Raw genomic sequence first — 17,882 nt, 5'->3', positions numbered from 1 at the left:
CAGGAGAACGCCCGCCTCAACGAGAATGAGTTTTCGGCTTTTACAGAAGATGCGGGATTTGTAAGGTCGCGCCCGGAATACGCCAAAAGGGGGCCGCTTTTGTCCACAGTCACGCCAATGATGGCGCAATACCTCGAAATCAAAGAGGCCCACCCGAATGCCCTGCTGTTTTATCGCATGGGTGATTTCTACGAGATGTTTTTCGAGGATGCCGTCAACGCTGCTGAGGCGCTGGATATCGCGCTGACCAAGCGCGGCAAGCACAATGACGAAGACATCCCGATGTGTGGCGTGCCGGTGCATTCGGCCGAAGGGTACCTTTTGACCCTGATCCGCAAGGGCTTTCGCGTTGCGGTCTGTGAACAGTTGGAAAGCCCGGCTGAAGCAAAGAAAAGAGGCTCTAAATCGGTCGTAAAACGTGATGTCGTGCGACTCGTCACGCCCGGAACACTGACCGAGGATGCGTTGCTTGAGGCGCGCCGACACAACTTTCTGGCTGCCTATGCCGAGGTCCGGGACGACGCCGCGCTTGCCTGGGCCGATATTTCGACGGGCGCGTTTCACGTGATGCCACTGACCTCGGTCCGGCTCAGCCCCGAGCTTGCCCGGCTTGCGCCCTCCGAACTGATCGTGGCCGATGGAACGCAGGAAAAGCTGAACGAAACGCTGCTTGATCTGGGGATTTCACTGACGCCGGTCGGGCGCGCCAGTTTCGACAGCACGGCGGCGGAAAAGCGCATCTGCGGGCTGTTTCACGTGGGTGCCTTGGACGCGTTCGGCAATTTCGGCCGCGCCGAAGTGTCCGCGATGGGCGCGCTGATCGACTATCTGGAGATTACGCAAAAGGGCAAACTGCCCCTGCTGCAAACGCCGCTGAAAGAATCTGAGGATCGGGTCGTTCAGATCGACGCTGCAACGCGTCGAAACCTTGAGCTGACCCGTTCCCTATCTGGCGGGCGCGCAGGATCGCTTCTTTCTGTCGTTGACCGGACCGTTACCCCCGGCGGCGCGCGATTGCTGGAACAGCGGCTTTCAAGCCCTTCTCGAAATCTGGATGTGATCCATGCCCGGCTTGACGCAGTCAGTTTCACCGCTGGTGACAGCTTGATCGCGTCTGATCTGCGCGAAGCCTTGCGCAAAACCCCGGATCTGGACCGCGCCCTGTCGCGTTTGTCACTCGAGCGCGGCGGACCTCGTGACCTGACAGCCATACGCAACGGGCTGACACAGGCGGCCACGATTGCCGAAATCTGCACCGATCAGGATTTGCCTGTGTTGCTGGCGACCGCGCTTCAGAACCTTGTTGGTTTCGATGACTTGCTGACTTTGCTGGACGAAGCGCTGGTGGCCGAACCCCCGCTTCTGACCCGCGACGGAGGCTTTATCGCGCCAGGTTTTGATACTGAATTGGACGAGGCCCGCACCCTGCGCGACGAAGGCCGGTCCGTTATCGCCGGGTTTCAACGAAAATACGTCGAACACACCGGCATCACCTCGCTGAAAATCAAGCACAACAACGTGCTGGGCTATTTCATCGAAACCACGGCCACCCATGCCGAAAAGATGCTGAACCCACCCTTTAGCGAAGCCTATATTCATCGCCAGACGACAGCCAACCAGGTGCGGTTTACAACCGTCGAACTGTCCGAGATCGAAACTCGTATCCTGAACGCCGGAAATTTGGCGCTGGAGATTGAAAAGCGGCTCTATCAAAGGCTTTCTAGCACAATACTGGACCTCGCTGCCCGATTGAATCAGGCCGCCCGCGGGCTTGCCGAACTGGACTTGACGACCGCCTTGGCTGATCTTGCACGGGGTGAAAACTGGTGCCGCCCAAAGGTTGACGGCTCTCGCGCATTCAATGTGCAGGGTGGTCGCCATCCGGTTGTGGAACACGCCCTCCGGCAGCAAAGTGGCGGTGCATTCATTTCCAATGATTGCGATCTGAGTGTCCAAGACGGTGCGGCTATATGGTTACTGACGGGTCCGAACATGGCCGGTAAATCAACCTTTCTGCGCCAGAACGCCCTGATCGCACTGCTTGCCCAAATGGGCAGCTATGTCCCGGCCGAAGAGGCGCATATTGGCGTCGTCAGTCAGCTGTTCAGCCGCGTAGGAGCCTCGGACGATCTGGCGCGGGGGCGGTCGACGTTCATGGTCGAAATGGTGGAAACCGCCGCCATCCTGAATCAGGCCGATGACCGTGCATTGGTGATCCTGGACGAAATCGGCCGTGGTACCGCCACCTATGACGGCCTGTCCATCGCCTGGGCCACATTGGAACACCTGCACGCGGCCAACAAATGTCGCGCTTTGTTTGCCACGCATTATCATGAGCTTACGGCTTTGGCCGGTAAACTCGAAGGTGTCGATAACGCCACCGTAGCGGTCAAAGAGTGGGATGGCGAAGTCATCTTCCTGCACGAGGTTCACAAGGGCGCGGCTGACCGGTCTTATGGGGTGCAGGTTGCGCAACTAGCCGGTTTACCCGCTTCTGTTGTCGAACGTGCCCGGATGGTTCTGGACCAGCTTGAAAAAACCGAACGCGAAGGCGGCAAGCAAAAAGCGCTGATTGATGACCTGCCGCTGTTCTCTGTAGCCGCGCCGCCACCCCCACCCGCACCGAAAACTTCGCCAGTGACCAAGATATTGGAGGGTGTCCTGCCCGACGAACTGACCCCGCGCGAAGCGCTGGATCTGATCTACAAACTGAAAGAGGCGGCCAGATCCTGACCGCCCTTCATCTTTTCAAAAATACTCTCGCCGAAGGCTTGGCTTTGAAAAGCCAATCAGCTTGCTGGCGTTGAAGAGACCCCGACTTGAGCCGGACGCAACAGGCGGTCGTGCAGCATGAAACCCTCGGCAGACACCTGAATGATGTCCCCTGCCCGCGTGCCCGGCACCGGGGCCTCGAACATTGCTTCGTGCACATTCGGATCAAACCGGTCGCCAACCTGGGGCGTAATCACTTCGATCCCGTGTTTCTGGAACACATCCTTCAGGGCACGCATGGTCAGTTCGACGCCCTCCAGCAGCCCGGCGGCGACCTCTTTCTGCTCGTCAGTCGCGGCCTCAAGTGCGCGCTTCATGTTGTCGTAAACGGGCAGCATATCACGGGCCAGCTTGGAACCGCCATACTGCTCGGCATCGCGGCGCGCCTTGTCGCCACGTTTGCGTGCGTTCTCGGCATCGGCAAGCGCGCGCATGAATTTGTCTTTATACTCATCCCGCTCGGCGCGCAGCTCGTCCAGCTCGAGCGCCTCGTCACTGATCTCAGCAAACTCCTCGGCCAGCTCTTCCGCTTCTGCCGCCATGATATCGTCCAGAAAATCTTCGTTCTTGGGCTCTGCCATCTCTTACCCTCTAGCTCCGGTCGGATATCAGCTTGCCGACCAGTTGCGCCGTATAATCCACGATCGGCACGATCCGTCCATAATTCAGACGCGTGGGCCCGATGACCCCGACCGCACCGATTATCTTTCGATCAGCGTTCATATATGGAGACACCACCAAAGAGGAACCCGAAAGTGAGAAAAGTTTGTTCTCAGACCCAATAAAAATGCGCACACCCTCGCCGCTTTCCGTCAATTCAAGGAAATCCGCGATGTCGCGCTTGCGTTCCAGATCATCAAACAGGCTGCGAATACGCTCCAGCTCTCCGGCCTGGCCGGGTTCGTTCAACAGATTCGCCCGTCCCCGCACGATCAGACGGGCCGAGTCGGCTCCGTCTCCGTCCCAAGCGGCCAGCCCGCTTTCGACCAGCTCGCGCGCCAATACATCGATTTCCTGCTTGCGCGCCTGAATCTGTTTCTGCATCTGACGGCGTACTTCGCTAAGCGTGCGCCCCTCGATCAGAGCATTCAGAAAATTCGCGGCCTCGCGCATCGAACTGGGCGTCTGGCCGGGTGGTGGTGTGAACAGACGATTTTCGACATGGCCGTCCGAAAAGACCAGAACCACCAATGCCTTGTCATGCCCCAAGGAAACAAACTCGATATGCTTGATTTCTGCTTCATGCTTTGGTGTCAGGACCAGCGACGCACCTTGCGTCAGGTGTGACAAAGCTGACCCGACCCGATCCAGCATTCCGCCAACATCGCCCGCGTTAGAGCCTAATGTTTCTTCCAGTTTTTGCTTGTCGTCGACGCCCAGATCGCCAACCTCAAGTAAACCGTCCACGAACATACGCAGTCCTTGCTGCGTCGGTACCCGACCCGCGCTGATATGCGGGCTGTCCAGAAGACCCAGAAACTCCAGGTCCTGCATCACATTGCGCACGGTTGCGGCACTGACCTTTTCCGACAGGCTGCGCGTCAGGGTTCGGCTTCCGACCGGCTCTCCGCTTTCCAGATAACTTTCAACGATCAGCCGGAACACCTCGCGCGACCGGTCGTTCATCTCGTCCAGAATTTTGCTCGCTTCACTCATGCGTTTTCCCCTGCTGGTTCATCATTAAATAGCAGGCAAATGAAAGGTCAATCGGGGTTGCATCGTAACGCTGCGGGGCGGTATCCCCAACCCAGCAAACAAAGGATTTCCCATGCGACACTCTGGAAGAGACTTAAGTGAAATGCGCACCGTTTCAATCGAAACGGGGTTCACCAAACATGCCGAAGGTTCCTGCCTGATCAAGATGGGCGATACCCATGTGCTGTGCACCGCCACGATCGAAGATCGGGTACCCCCTTTCATTAAGGGTTCGGGGCTTGGCTGGGTCACCGCCGAATACGGTATGCTGCCCCGCGCCACCAACACCCGGATGCGGCGTGAAGCGGCCTCGGGCAAGCAAGGTGGCCGTACGGTGGAAATTCAGCGCCTGATCGGTCGCGCCCTGCGGGCCGGCGTCGACCGGGTTGCACTTGGCGAACGTCAGATCACCGTTGATTGCGATGTGATCCAGGCCGATGGCGGCACCCGCTGTGCCTCAATCACCGGCGGCTGGGTTGCTCTGCGATTGGCCGTCAACAAACTGATGAAGGCAGGTGACGTGATTTCAGATCCGCTGGTTGATCCGGTCGCCGCCGTGTCCTGCGGTATCTATGCGGGCCAGCCTGTTCTGGATCTCGACTATCCCGAAGACAGCGAGGCCGGTGTCGACGGCAACTTTATCATGACCGGGTCAGGCAAACTGATCGAGGTCCAGATGAGCGCCGAAGGTTCTGTATTCAGCCGTGCCCAGATGGATCAGCTGATGGATCTTGCGGAAAAAGGTGTTGCCGAGCTGGCCGCAGCCCAGAAAGCCGCCACCACATGACCCGTAAGTTTGACAGCGACAGGCTTCTGGTTGCGACCCACAACAAAGGCAAGCTTGAGGAGATGGCGCATCTCCTCGAACCTTTTGGCGTGACGGTTGTGGGTGCGGCGGACATGGACCTGCCTGAACCGGAAGAGACCGAGGACACCTTTGTCGGCAACGCCCGGATCAAGGCCCACGCCGCCGCAAAGGCCACCGGGCTGCCCGCCCTGTCAGACGATTCTGGAATCACAATCGACGCGCTGGACGGCGCGCCGGGTGTTTATACCGCTGATTGGGCCGAAACCGGCAACGGTCGCGACTTCCTGATGGCGATGACCCGCGCCCATAATGAGCTTGAGGCAAAGAGCGCCCCCCACCCCCGCACCGCGCAATTCCGCAGCACACTGGTGCTGGCCTGGCCTGATGGGCACGATGAAGTGTTTGAAGGTGTTGCCCCCGGTCATCTTGTCTGGCCCATCCGCGGCGAAGGTGGATTCGGCTATGATCCGATGTTTGTTCCCGAAGGGTACGACATTACCTTTGCCGAGATGGATCGCTGGGAAAAGAACAAGATCAGCCATCGCGGACGCGCGGTTGAGAAGTTCGTGAAAGGCTGCTTTGGCGGATGATTGGCGCAACGGAGGCTTTGGCCTTTACGTGCATTGGCCTTTTTGCGAGGCCAAGTGCCCCTATTGCGACTTCAACAGCCATGTTTCCAGAAACATTGATCAAAAACAATGGCTTGACGCCTATCTAAGCGAATTGCGGCGCTCGGCTGCCGAAACCCCGGATCGGGTGCTGAACACGATCTTTTTCGGCGGTGGAACCCCGTCTTTGATGGACCCGGAAATCGTTGCCGCCGTGATCGGTGAGGCCCGTGCGCTCTGGCACCCCTCCAACACCATGGAAATCACGCTGGAGGCAAATCCCGGATCAGTCGAGGCCGGGCGGTTCGCGGCCTATCGTGATGCAGGCGTCAACCGGATATCGATGGGCGTGCAGGCGCTCAACGACGAAGACCTGCGCCGCTTGGGGCGAATTCACACTTTGGCCGAGGCCCGCGCTGCTTTTGACATCGCCCGTGATTGTTTTGAACGGGTGAGCTTTGACCTGATCTATGCCAGGCAACACCAAACGTTGGACGCCTGGCGGGCCGAGTTGAACGAAGCTCTGTCCATGGCCGTGGATCACCTGTCGCTGTATCAGCTGACAATCGAAGAAGGCACGGCTTTTGGCGATCGTTATGCTGTCGGAAAACTGCGCGGCTTGCCCGAAGATGACAGTGCGGCCGACATGTACCTTGCAACACAAGAGATTTGCGAGAAACACGGCCTGCCCGCCTATGAGGTGTCCAACCACGCCCGCCCCGGTGCAGAGTCGCAGCACAATCTGGTCTATTGGCGTTACGGGGACTATGTCGGCATTGGTCCCGGTGCTCATGGGCGAATAACGGTGGGTGGTGAAAGACACGCGACCGAAACCCATCTGAACCCGCAGCGTTGGCTTGACGCCGCCACGAAGGGTGACGGAGAAAAGAAACGCTACGTCCTTTCGCCTGAAGATCAGGCGAACGAATACCTTATGATGGGCATGAGGATCTCAGAAGGACTAGATGTAGATAGGTGGGAGGCCCTGTCAGGCTGTCCACTTTCTGACGAAACCGTGGACCATCTGGTCGGCATTAATATGATTGAACGTGAAAACAACAGACTCAGAGCAACACCAGCGGGGCGCGCCGTGCTGAATGCTGTAATCCGGGAATTAATGGGCTGAATATGCAGTATCTTTGGGCGGGGCTGGGATTGCTTTGCGTTGCGATGGCCGCGATTGGGGTTGTTCTGCCTCTTCTTCCAACGGTTCCGTTTTTGTTGCTGGCAGCGTTTTTCTTTGCGCGATCCTCTTCACGGTTGCATAACTGGCTACTGTCGCACCGGATTTTCGGGCCAATGATACTGGATTGGCAGAGTTCGGGCGCAATACGCCCGGCCGCAAAAAAGGCAGCAACCTTTTCGGTCGCCGCCGTTTTCGGGGTGTCTTTGCTACTATCCGTTCCGCCCTTCGTGCTGATCATTCAGATCATTGTTCTGGGTGGCGTCCTGATATTTATCTGGACGCGCCCTAACGGCTGAGCTTTGCACAAAGATCGTCAAGCTGATCCAGGTTTTCATATGTCAGAACAACCTGACCGGATTCCGTTCCCGCCTTGTGATTGATTGAGACTTTCATAGCCAAAATAGCGGACAGGTCTTTTTCCAGCGCGCGCGTATCAGCATCTTTTCCAGCATCCAGATTCCTGGATCTGGAAGCAGGTCGTGGAGTGTCGCCTTGCTGTTGTTTCTTGACCAACGCTTCGGTTGCACGCACAGACAGGCCATCCTTGACGATCTGTTTTGCCAATTCCGAGGGGTTTTCCGCCGTAATCAGCGCACGCGCATGGCCGGCCGATAATTTCCCTTCAATAACAAGTGTTTGTACGTCTATTGGCAGAGACAAAAGCCGCAACAGGTTCGCAATGTGGCTGCGGCTTTTCCCCAATGCCTCGGCAAGCTTTTCTTGCGTGTGCCCAAAGCGATCCATCAACTGCCTGTAGCCGGCGGCCTCTTCCACCGCGTTCAGGTCAGCACGCTGGATGTTTTCGATAATTGCAACTTCCAGTACTTCGGTATCATCAAACTCACGCACGATCACTGGGATCTCGTGCAGCTGCGCCATCTGAGCCGCCCGCCACCTGCGTTCACCAGCGACGATTTCATATTCTCCGGCCCCCGCCGGACGTACGATCAAGGGTTGGATAATACCTTTTTCCCGGACCGACGCGGCAAGCTCATCCAGTTGTTCGGGTTGAAACGTGCGTCGCGGCTGATTTGGGTTTGCCTTCAGCTTTTCGATCGGAACTTTCAGATCAGGTCTGCGCGCGTCAGATGATACCCGGTTGCCCGCTTCCGGATTAACATCCGCCATGAGTGCGGACAATCCCCGGCCCAACCCTCTGGATTTCGCTTTCCTGGTGCTCATGTCGGCCTCCTCACCACCGCTCATGCTGCGGTTTTGTTGTTCTTATGCATGATCTCACGGGCCAGATGCCGATACGCCATCGCACCAAGTGATCCCGAGTCATACTGCAATACCGGCAGCGCATAGGATGGCGCCTCGCTGACCCGCACATTCCTGGGTATCTTTGTTTTAAAAACCATCTCACCCAGATTGTCACGCGCATCCTTTTCGACCTGGCGGGACAAGTTGTTGCGGTTGTCATACATGGTTAACACAACACCTTCGATTCTCAGGTCTGGATTCGCGGTTTGCCGGACCTCCCGGATCGTCAACATCAATTGCGAAAGACCCTCCAACGCAAAGAACTCACTTTGCAGCGGCACAAGGACAGAATGGGCGGCAACCATCGCATTTACGGTCAAGAGGTTCAGTGACGGCGGGCAATCTATCAGGATGAAATCCAGCTCAAACGCGTCCACTGCCGTCTGACGCAGCGCATCGTGCAGCAAATAGCTGCGTTTTTCGTTGGAAATCAGCTCGATATCTGCCGAGCTCAAGTCAACCGTTGCAGGGACAACCAGAAGGTTTTTGATCTCCGTCTCCTGAACCACTGCCTCCAAGGGCGCGTCATCCAGGATGAGATCATAAGTGGTCCAATCCCGATCTTCGACCCCTAAACCGGTTGATGCATTCCCTTGTGGATCGAGGTCAACCACCAATACCCTGCAGCCAGCTTCGGCCAACCCTGCCGCTAGGTTGATTGCTGTGGTTGTTTTCCCTACTCCGCCCTTCTGATTGGCAACCGCAATTATCCGGGGTCCGGACGGTCGAGACAGATCAACCACGTGATACTCCTTTGATCTTAAGGATAACGGCCTGAGGTTCAGTTAAACTTGTAATGGCCTCAGCATCGAAATTCCATTCCTCACGCGCCTCATCCAGCTCTTTTTTCCAGTTTGCACCTTTGGGCAACAGCGCGGTCCCGTTTTCACCTAAATGCCTGTCACAGAATGATAACAATGTACGCAGATCCGCCAGCGCGCGCGCCGAAACGATGTTTGCGCCCAGGGGTTCAACCACCTCGATCCGCTTAGAAATCACTTTACACGACACGCCACATTCACGGGCGACGTTACGCAGAAAAGCCGATTTTCTCTGGTCGCTTTCCACCAGAGAGAAACTGGCGGTCGGAGCTTCCTTGGCAGCAATAATGGCGCATACCATTCCGGGGAACCCGCCGCCACTGCCAAGGTCCACCCAGGTTTCAAACGTTTCAGCGCATCGAAAAACTTGGACAGAATCCAGAATATGCCGATCCCACATGAATTCCAGACTATTGCGTGAAACAAGATTTATCCTGGGATTCCAGCGGTTCACCAGATCAACATAGATTTTCAGACGTTCGAATGTTTCACGTGAAACATTCAAGCCATCAAACTTGGAAAAATCGGCCATCATGCCTGACGCGCTCGTTGATCGCGGCGCAATTTCGCCAGGACAAGGGTGAGCGCAGCCGGTGTAACGCCTTCGACTCGGCTTGCTTGCGCTATGTTCGACGGTTTGGCCTGTGACAGTTTCTGCTTCATCTCAGAAGACAGCCCGTCCAGGCCAAAATAGTCAAATTCACGCGGGATAACATAGGATTCATCCCGCTTCATAGCCTCAACATCGCGCTTTTGCCGGTCGATATAGTTCGCATAAAGTGCGTCACGTTCGATTTGAAGCCGGATCGCCACGTCTACATCTTGTAGATCTGGTATCAAGGGAAACAAGTCCTCGAAAGATGTATCCGGAAATGCCAGAATCGCCATTCCATCTCGGCGGTTTCCATCCTGGTTGACGTTGATCCCGGCTGAAAGAACTTCCTTGGGTGTGTATGTGCGAGCGGTCAGCTTGGATTTCGCTGCATCAAGCTGGCTCATTTTCTTCTCAAAATGCGCCTGACGCCCCTCTCCGACACAGCCAAGTTCCAACCCAATCGGCGTCAACCGTTGATCTGCATTATCTGCACGCAGAGACAGTCGGAACTCGGCCCTGGAGGTGAACATTCGATAAGGCTCTGCCACACCACGTGTCGTCAGGTCGTCTATCATCACGCCGATATAGCTGTCTGATCTGGTGAAAATGACCGGTTCGCGGCCCTGTACGTCCAGCGCCGCGTTAAGGCCAGCAACCATCCCTTGTGCCGCAGCTTCCTCATATCCTGTGGTTCCGTTGATCTGCCCTGCCAGATATAGTCCCGGAACGTCGGGTAGCGACAAGGACGCGGTTAAGACACGTGGGTCCACATAATCATATTCGATCGCATAGCCCGGTTGAAGAATGTCCGCCTTTTCAAGCCCTTTGATCGACCGAACGTATTCCAATTGCACGTCCTGAGGCAGTGACGTTGAAATACCGTTGGGATAAATCGTGTGATCATTGACGCCTTCGGGCTCAAGAAAAACCTGATGCGAGTCCTTATCTGCAAAGCGAACAATCTTATCTTCGATCGAAGGGCAATATCTTGGACCTATGCCATCGATATGGCCCCCATACATCGCCGATTTTGAGAGGTTTGCTTCGATGATCTCATGCGTCTTGGCATTGGTATGTGTAATACCGCAGGAAATCTGAGGCGCGACAACCGATGTTGACAGGAAAGAAAACAAGGTCGGGTCCTCATCCCCGTCCTGTCTTTCCAAACCTGACCAGTCGATAGTGCGCCCATCCAGACGCGGCGGTGTGCCGGTTTTCAAGCGTCCCAGCGGAAGGTTATAGCTATCCAACCTCTCGGCCAGTTTTATCGACGGGCGATCTCCCATCCGCCCACCAGCCCGTGACACGTCGCCGATATGGATGACGCCGCGCAGGAAGGTTCCGGAAGTCAGAACAACGGCTTTGGCATGCACTTCCGACCCATCTCCAAGCAGGACACCGGCGACATGGAGTCCGTCCATCAGGAAGTCTACAACCTCCCCAACGATAATGGACAGGTTTTCCTGGTTGCTGATTTCGTTTTGCATTGCCGCACGATAAAGGGCGCGGTCAGCCTGCGTTCTGGGACCCTGAACAGCCGGACCTTTTCGCCGGTTCAACAGTCGAAACTGAATACCAGCCTGGTCAGCGACGCGACCCATTACACCGTCCAGCGCGTCAATCTCTCGAACCAGATGTCCCTTCCCCAACCCACCGATAGCCGGGTTGCAGGACATGACGCCGATATCGGTCGCAGATAATGTCACCAAAGCGGTTTTCGCACCCATCCTGGCAGCGGCGTGCGCGGCTTCCGTACCGGCATGACCGGCCCCAACCACGATGACATCAAAGTTTGAATGTTTCACGTGAAACAATCCTTATTTTCCTAAACAAAAGCTGGAGAAGATTTCATCCAACAGTGTCTCGACATCAATTCTGCCGACCAGAGATTCAAGCGCCCGTATGGCAGTCCTTAACTCCTCCGCAGCGATATCATACAGGTCCGGGCCTGATTCCAGAACCGTGATCGCAGCAACAAGTGAAGCCGATGCCTTGTTCATCGCAGCGCGATGGCGTTCACGCGTGGCTATACCATGTGTTGTGGTTCTTTCACTCAAGACCCACGAAATCTGGTCGACAAGCGCATTAATCCCCTGTCCTGTCTTTCCTGAAACACCTTCACTCTTATCTTCCCGCAGGTCTGCTTTGGGCAGAACATGGATATCGCCATCCTGCACAGCTACATCCAGCTCTTCCGGGACTTCGGTCAGAAAAACACGCAAGTCTGCCGCTTCTGCCCGTTTTCGAGCCAGCTCGATCCCAAGATTCTCGACGTGATCTTCGGTTTCCCGCAACCCGGCCGTATCCAGCAATGTCACCGGCAAGCCAGCCAGATCCATACGAACCTCAATCACATCCCGGGTTGTGCCTGCGAATTCCGAGGTAATTGCGGCTTCACGTCCTGCAAGCGCGTTCAACAGGGTTGATTTTCCTGCATTGGGAAGACCAACAATAGCCACTTCAAATCCGGTACGAATACGCTCGGCAATCTTCACCCCATCTGCTTCTCGACGAAGATCTGCCAGAACGCCGCTTGTCAAATCGCGGACTTCCTGCGTGACGTCGGTGGGGACGTCTTCATCAGCGAAATCGATGACGGCTTCCAGCAACGATGCCGCGCGGATCAGATCGCGCCGCCAGCGCTCGGCCAGCGTGCCAAGCTCACCGGCAAGAATGGTCTGGGCCTGCTTACGCTGTGCCTCGGTTTCCGCATCAATCAGGTCTGCCAGGCCTTCGACCTGTGTCAGATCCATCTTGCCATTTTCAAGGGCCCGGCGTGTGAATTCACCCGGGTCCGCCAGCCGCAGCCCATCGGTGTTCGACAAACAGCGCAGAACCGCATTGACCGAGGCCGTGCTGCCATGGATCTGAAGTTCTGCCACGTCTTCCCCGGTGAAACTTGCCGGTGCCTGAAAGGTCAGAACCAGACCATCATCCAGACGTGATCCGTCCTGATCCCGCAGGGTGCGCAAGACTATTCCCCGCTTGGGCAGTTCCGCGCCGCTCAGACATGCAGCTGCGGAATGCGCTTCGGGGCCAGAGAGGCGAATGACCGCCACCCCTGCTTTGCCTTGCGCGCTGGCCAAGGCGAATATCGTATCCATTCGTAGGCCTCGCGTCGCTTAAGACCTGTGTCAGGTGTTCATTGAATCGAAGAACTCGCCGTTTGTCTTCGTCTGTTTCAACTTCGACAACAGGAACTCGATTGCGTCGGTGGTGCCCATCGGATTGAGGATACGGCGCAGAACGAAGGTTTTGGCCAGATCGCCCTTGTCGACCAGCAGGTCCTCTTTCCGTGTACCGGATTTGAGGATGTCGATCGCCGGGAACACGCGTTTGTCTGCAATCTTGCGGTCCAAAACGATTTCCGAGTTACCAGTACCTTTGAATTCTTCAAAGATCACCTCGTCCATCCGGCTGCCGGTATCGATCAGCGCCGTGGCGATGATGGTCAGCGATCCGCCCTCTTCGATGTTCCGGGCCGCGCCGAAGAAACGCTTGGGCCGCTGCAGCGCGTTTGCGTCCACACCACCGGTCAGAACCTTGCCCGAGGATGGTACAACGGTGTTAAAAGCCCTACCAAGTCTTGTGATTGAGTCGAGTAGAATAACAACATCTCGTTTATGTTCGACCAGGCGCTTGGCCTTTTCAATGACCATCTCCGACACGGCCACGTGACGCGTTGCGGGCTCATCGAAGGTTGACGACACAACCTCACCCTTAACCGAGCGCTGCATGTCGGTCACTTCTTCCGGGCGTTCGTCGATCAGCAGGACGATCAGGTAACACTCCGGATGGTTCTGTTCGATCGAATGCGCGATGTTCTGCAGGATCACGGTTTTACCAGTCCGCGGCGGTGCCACGATCAGCGAACGCTGACCTTTACCGATCGGCGCAACCAGATCGATCACGCGCGCGGACTTATCCTTGATGGTGGGATCTTCGATTTCCATCTTCAGACGCTCATCCGGGTACAGAGGCGTCAGGTTGTCGAACAGGATCTTGTGCTTGGCCTTCTCGGGATCTTCAAAGTTGATCATGGTGACATTTGTCAGCGCGAAATAACGCTCACTCTCGTCCGGCGCCTTGATCTCGCCCTCGACCGTGTCCCCAGTCCGCAGTGAGTGCAGACGGATCATGTCGGGCGAGACATAGATATCGTCAGGACCCGGCAGATAGTTTGCCTCGGGCGAGCGCAGAAAGCCGAACCCATCCTGTAGCACTTCCAGTACGCCATCACCGCCGACGGTCCAGCCATCATCGGCACGTTCGCGGAGAATCTGGAACATCATCTCGCCTTTGCGCATGGTCGAGGCGTTTTCGATCTCCAGCTCTTCGGCCATTGCCAGAAGGTCTTTGGGGCTTTTGGCTTTCAGGTCGGCCAGATTCAGGGATTCATTGGACATGATACATACCTTCACCGCTGAAAACGCGGCTTGAAGTGGAATTTCAGTACGGAAAATACGCCGCCCGGACGGGCGTGTTGTAATCTACATAAGCGCAGCGTCGTTCGGAGTCAAATAGGCGTTCAGAACTTCAGAATGACCGCCAGAACGATGGTAACCATCAGAATGGTCGGAACCTCGTTCATCATGCGATATTGCCGCCCAGTGAGCTTATTCTGGCCTGCCAGAAAATCCTTTCTTCGGGCCATAAGCCAATGGTGGAACCAGGTCATCGCGATCACGCCCGCGCCTTTAACCCAGGGCCATGCGAAATCCCATCCGACGATCCCCGGTGTGAACACCATGATCAGTCCGCATAACCAGGTCACAACCATCGCGGGGCGCATGATCACCCGCAGCAGCTTGTCTTCCATTTCAAAGAAGATGTCTTGCGCGCCCTCTACGGCCTGCGCTTTTTCGACGTGATAAACAAACAGTCTGGGCAGATAGAACAAGCCCGCCATCCATGAGATCACGGCCATGATATGTAATGACTTCACCCACGGGTAAATCGTGAAAAGAAGGTCTGTCATGCCGGCTCCGAACGTTGTTCGGAACTCTCCCTAATAAAAAAATAAGAAAAGAAAAAGGATGATGGTTTTGTAGGGTGCTAAATATCCGTGGATTATTATTATTACCCTAGCGTTTTCCCCAAGGGGACAAAATACCTGAGGTTCCCACAGATTCTGTTGATAGTACAAATTATATATATAAATCAATTATTTAAGTTGGATCAGGTAAATCTGGTCTGTGGATAACCCGATGGGTATCGCTGGATACATCTGTTATCCCACGAGTTAGAGTTATCCTTATCCCGACAGGATGAGATTTGAGCGACTCGGGGATCTTTGCCACAAAATTCCCGGGGTTGCGTGTCAACCGGAAAACCATACAAAACACCCCAGAACTCTCATCGATTTGCACACGGGGTTTTCCACATGTCTGTCCCCATTCTTCTGGCTTCAGGATCTGTTATTCGCGCGCAACTGCTAAGGAACGCAGGTGTGCCGTTTGCGGTTCAAACTGCGCGCGTGGATGAAGAGACGGTCAAACGGGCGTTGCTGGCAGAGGATGCCTCACCACGCGATATTGCGGATACGCTGGCTGAGATCAAAGCGCGTAAGGTTAGTGACAAAAAACCTGACGCCATGGTGATCGGTTGCGATCAGGTGCTGGATTTCGAAGGGCAGCTGCTGTCAAAGCCCGAAACCCCGGAACAGGCGTTGGCCCAACTGAAAGATATGCGCGGCAAGCGGCACATGCTTTTGTCCGCTGCTGTGATCTATCAGGATGGTGAGCCGATCTGGCGGCATGTGGGGCAGGTGCGTTTGCGTATGCGGGCCAGTTCTGATGCCTACCTGAAAGACTATGTTGCGCGGAACTGGGACAGCATTCGCCATGCCGTCGGAGCCTACAAGCTGGAAGAAGAAGGCGTCCGCCTGTTCGCCACCATTGACGGCGACTATTTTAACGTTTTGGGTATACCTCTGTTAGAGCTTCTCAACTTTCTGGCTGTCAAAGGGGTGATCGAGCAATGACAGACAACCGGGTTCCTTTAGCCGGAGTGATCGGGCACCCCATCGGGCATTCGCGTTCACCCAAGCTGCACGGGCATTGGTTAAAGACCTATGGGCTTGTCGGGCATTATATCCCGATGGACGTCGCCTCTGCTGATCTGGAGACTGTGCTGCGAACCCTGCCCAAAGCGGGCTTTGTCGGGGCCAACGTGACCGTTCCGCACAAAGAAGCTGCGCTGAAGATCGCAGATCACGTTTCCGACCGCGCAACGGTGATTGGTGCCGCAAATACGCTGGTGTTCCGAACTGATGGTTCGATCCACGCAGATAACACCGACGGGTACGGGTTTATGGAGAACCTGCGCAATGGCGCACCTGACTGGAATGCGAAAGATGGCCCGGCGGTTGTGTTTGGTGCCGGGGGCGCTGCCCGTGCCGTTTTGCAGGCTTTGTCTGATGCCGGGGTGCCGGAAATCCTGCTGACCAACCGGACGCGCGCCCGCGCGGATCATCTGAAGGAAGAGTTCGGCCAACGCATTCGCGTGGTCGATTGGGTTCAGGCGGGAAATGTCATTGAAAACGCCGAACTGGTGGTCAATACGACTTCACTGGGGATGCAGGGCCAGCCAGAGCTGCGCGTGCCGTTGGACGGGTTGCAACCCGGTGCCGTGGTAACGGACCTGGTCTATGCCCCGTTGAAAACCCGCCTGTTGCAAACCGCCGAGGAGGCCGGATGCACCACAGTCGATGGTCTTGGGATGTTGCTGCATCAGGCCGTTCCCGGGTTTGAACGCTGGTTTGGTGTTCGCCCCGAAGTAGACGCGGATACGCGCGCGGCGGCCCTGGCATGAGTTTTGCGCTTGGCCTGACAGGCTCAATCGGTATGGGGAAAAGCACCACGGCACAGGTGTTTGTCGAAGAAGGTTGCGCATTGTGGGATGCGGATGCGGCGGTGCATCGGCTGTATGCCATTGGTGGAGCAGCGGTTGAACCAATGCGGGCAGCCTTTCCCGATGCGATACTTGATGGGGTGGTCAGCCGCGACGCGTTGAAACGGATCATCGCGAATGACCCGGCCACGTTGAAAGCGATTGAGGCGATTGTGCATCCACTTGTCGCTGCTGATCGTGCGGAATTTCGCGAAAGCGCTACAAGCGACATCCTGGTGTTCGATATTCCGCTTTTGTTTGAAACGGGCGCTGATGCAGCAATGGACGCAGTGGCCTGCGTTTCGGTCCCAGCCGAAGTCCAAAAGCGGCGCGTTATGGAACGGGGTACAATGACCGAGGCGCAGTTCGAGCAGATCCGCGCCAAGCAGATGTCGAACGATGAAAAATGCGCGCGGTCGGATTTTGTGATCGTGACCGATACTCTGGACCACGCCCGCGCGCAGGTGCAGGATGTGGTCAAGCAGATACGGGCGGGGATGGCACATGCGTGAGATTGTACTGGATACCGAAACCACCGGGTTTGATCCCGAAAGCGGAGATCGGATCGTGGAAATCGGCGCCGTTGAGCTGTGGAACCACGTTGCCACCGGTGAAACCTACCACGTCTATATCAACCCCGAACGCTCGATGCCGGAAGAGGCGTTTGGCGTGCATGGTATAGGTCCCGATCTGCTGGAAACCCCGCGCCCGCCTGAAAAGGGCGAAGTGACTCTGAAAGACAAGCCGGTCTTTGCAAAGGTTGGCCATGGATTTCGCGAATTTGTTGGCGATGCGCGGTTGGTGATCCACAACGCCTCATTCGACATGAAGTTCCTGAATGCCGAGCTGAAATGGATGGGTGCCCCGCTTATCCCCATGGAGCAGGCGTTGGATACACTGGCAATTGCCCGTAAACGGTTCCCCGGTTCGCCAGCGTCACTGGATGCGCTGTGCCGTCGCTTCAATATCGACAACTCGAACCGTGTGTTGCACGGCGCGTTGCTCGACTCGGAAATTCTGGCCGAGGTTTACCTGGAATTGATCGGTGGGCGGCAGCCGGATTTTGGTCTGTCGACATCCACATCTTCTGCGGACGGTGGCAGCGATGATTGGCGAGCTACACCGCGCAGCACACCATTGCCATCCCGGATCACCGAGGATGAACGCGCAGCACATGAAGCTTTCGTGGAAAAACTGGGCGAGAACGCCTTGTGGACCCGCGCCTGATCCGGACAGGCGCAGG

The 17,882-nt window shown here is 56.2% G+C and carries 18 protein-coding genes; 9 read left to right on the top strand and 9 right to left on the bottom strand.

Annotated features, from left to right (window positions below; genetic code table 11):
- Positions 1 to 117 precede the first annotated feature (117 nt).
- Entirely contained in the window at positions 118 to 2,733 is a 2,616-nt protein-coding gene (mutS, locus tag ACR0BK_RS08365) for a DNA mismatch repair protein MutS (RefSeq protein WP_480518267.1), read from the top strand.
- A gap of 56 nt (positions 2,734 to 2,789) precedes the next feature.
- On the opposite strand, the gene ACR0BK_RS08360 is transcribed toward mutS, so the two are convergent.
- Positions 2,790 to 3,353, bottom strand: a complete 564-nt coding sequence (locus ACR0BK_RS08360) for a nucleotide exchange factor GrpE (protein WP_480494021.1) — start codon at positions 3,351 to 3,353, stop codon at positions 2,790 to 2,792.
- Positions 3,354 to 3,363: 10 nt separating this feature from the next.
- Positions 3,364 to 4,428 carry a heat-inducible transcriptional repressor HrcA gene (hrcA, locus tag ACR0BK_RS08355; RefSeq protein WP_480494022.1) on the bottom strand — a complete coding sequence of 355 codons (1,065 nt, stop codon included), beginning with the start codon at positions 4,426 to 4,428 and terminating at the stop codon, positions 3,364 to 3,366.
- A 112-nt stretch (positions 4,429 to 4,540) separates the two neighbouring features.
- Here hrcA and rph point away from each other — a divergent pair, with 112 nt between their 5' ends.
- From rph to ACR0BK_RS08335, 4 genes are read left to right on the top strand one after another with little or no spacing between them, the layout of a single operon-like run.
- Positions 4,541 to 5,254 carry a ribonuclease PH gene (gene rph / locus ACR0BK_RS08350; protein ID WP_480554311.1) on the top strand — a complete coding sequence of 238 codons (714 nt, stop codon included), beginning with the start codon at positions 4,541 to 4,543 and terminating at the stop codon, positions 5,252 to 5,254.
- The gene (gene rdgB / locus ACR0BK_RS08345) at positions 5,251 to 5,865 is read left to right on the top strand and encodes an RdgB/HAM1 family non-canonical purine NTP pyrophosphatase (protein WP_480494023.1); all 615 of its coding nucleotides are present in this window, start codon (positions 5,251 to 5,253) and stop codon (positions 5,863 to 5,865) included. The genes rph and rdgB overlap by 4 nt, the downstream gene beginning before the upstream one ends.
- Positions 5,855 to 7,009 (top strand): radical SAM family heme chaperone HemW, encoded by a 1,155-nt coding sequence (gene hemW / locus ACR0BK_RS08340; RefSeq protein WP_480554310.1) that lies wholly within the window; start codon positions 5,855 to 5,857, stop codon positions 7,007 to 7,009. Before rdgB ends, hemW begins: the two co-directional genes overlap by 11 nt.
- A 2-nt stretch (positions 7,010 to 7,011) precedes the next feature.
- Positions 7,012 to 7,365, top strand: a complete 354-nt coding sequence (locus tag ACR0BK_RS08335; protein ID WP_480554309.1) for a YbaN family protein — start codon at positions 7,012 to 7,014, stop codon at positions 7,363 to 7,365.
- Here the strand turns inward: ACR0BK_RS08335 and ACR0BK_RS08330 are convergent.
- From ACR0BK_RS08330 to ACR0BK_RS08300, 7 genes are all read right to left on the bottom strand, one after another.
- Positions 7,355 to 8,251: a ParB/RepB/Spo0J family partition protein gene (locus tag ACR0BK_RS08330; RefSeq protein WP_480554308.1), complete on the bottom strand. Its 897-nt coding sequence runs from the start codon at positions 8,249 to 8,251 to the stop codon at positions 7,355 to 7,357. The two genes, ACR0BK_RS08335 and ACR0BK_RS08330, sit on opposite strands and share 11 nt — an antisense overlap.
- Positions 8,252 to 8,271: 20 nt before the next feature.
- On the bottom strand, positions 8,272 to 9,075 hold the full coding sequence (locus tag ACR0BK_RS08325; RefSeq protein ID WP_480554307.1) for a ParA family protein: 804 nt from the start codon (positions 9,073 to 9,075) through the stop codon (positions 8,272 to 8,274).
- Positions 9,068 to 9,685 (bottom strand): 16S rRNA (guanine(527)-N(7))-methyltransferase RsmG, encoded by a 618-nt coding sequence (gene rsmG / locus ACR0BK_RS08320; protein ID WP_480554306.1) that lies wholly within the window; start codon positions 9,683 to 9,685, stop codon positions 9,068 to 9,070. The genes ACR0BK_RS08325 and rsmG overlap by 8 nt, the downstream gene beginning before the upstream one ends.
- The gene (gene mnmG / locus ACR0BK_RS08315) at positions 9,685 to 11,553 is read right to left on the bottom strand and encodes a tRNA uridine-5-carboxymethylaminomethyl(34) synthesis enzyme MnmG (protein WP_480554305.1); all 1,869 of its coding nucleotides are present in this window, start codon (positions 11,551 to 11,553) and stop codon (positions 9,685 to 9,687) included. Before mnmG ends, rsmG begins: the two co-directional genes overlap by 1 nt.
- A gap of 12 nt (positions 11,554 to 11,565) precedes the next feature.
- On the bottom strand, positions 11,566 to 12,852 hold the full coding sequence (gene mnmE / locus ACR0BK_RS08310; protein WP_480554304.1) for a tRNA uridine-5-carboxymethylaminomethyl(34) synthesis GTPase MnmE: 1,287 nt from the start codon (positions 12,850 to 12,852) through the stop codon (positions 11,566 to 11,568).
- A gap of 30 nt (positions 12,853 to 12,882) precedes the next feature.
- Positions 12,883 to 14,154: a transcription termination factor Rho gene (gene rho / locus ACR0BK_RS08305; protein ID WP_480554303.1), complete on the bottom strand. Its 1,272-nt coding sequence runs from the start codon at positions 14,152 to 14,154 to the stop codon at positions 12,883 to 12,885.
- A gap of 122 nt (positions 14,155 to 14,276) precedes the next feature.
- Positions 14,277 to 14,726: a CopD family protein gene (locus ACR0BK_RS08300; RefSeq protein ID WP_480554302.1), complete on the bottom strand. Its 450-nt coding sequence runs from the start codon at positions 14,724 to 14,726 to the stop codon at positions 14,277 to 14,279.
- A 405-nt stretch (positions 14,727 to 15,131) separates the two neighbouring features.
- Between ACR0BK_RS08300 and ACR0BK_RS08295 the strand changes: the two genes are divergently transcribed.
- Genes ACR0BK_RS08295 through dnaQ form a run of 4 tightly spaced genes read left to right on the top strand, consistent with a single transcriptional unit; the run spans position 15,132 to position 17,866 of the window.
- A complete protein-coding gene (locus ACR0BK_RS08295; RefSeq protein ID WP_480554301.1) occupies positions 15,132 to 15,731 on the top strand; it encodes a Maf family protein in 600 nt (199 codons plus the stop codon).
- Positions 15,728 to 16,561 (top strand): shikimate dehydrogenase, encoded by an 834-nt coding sequence (locus tag ACR0BK_RS08290; RefSeq protein ID WP_480518235.1) that lies wholly within the window; start codon positions 15,728 to 15,730, stop codon positions 16,559 to 16,561. Before ACR0BK_RS08295 ends, ACR0BK_RS08290 begins: the two co-directional genes overlap by 4 nt.
- A complete protein-coding gene (coaE, locus tag ACR0BK_RS08285; RefSeq protein ID WP_480554300.1) occupies positions 16,558 to 17,151 on the top strand; it encodes a dephospho-CoA kinase in 594 nt (197 codons plus the stop codon). The genes ACR0BK_RS08290 and coaE overlap by 4 nt, the downstream gene beginning before the upstream one ends.
- Positions 17,144 to 17,866 (top strand): DNA polymerase III subunit epsilon, encoded by a 723-nt coding sequence (dnaQ, locus tag ACR0BK_RS08280; RefSeq protein ID WP_480554299.1) that lies wholly within the window; start codon positions 17,144 to 17,146, stop codon positions 17,864 to 17,866. Before coaE ends, dnaQ begins: the two co-directional genes overlap by 8 nt.
- The last annotated feature ends 16 nt before the right edge of the window (positions 17,867 to 17,882 follow it).

The organism is Ruegeria sp. AF1 (assembly GCF_056542125.1).
Note: the sequence above shows the minus strand (reverse complement) of the source record. Positions and strands in the feature narration are given on the sequence as shown.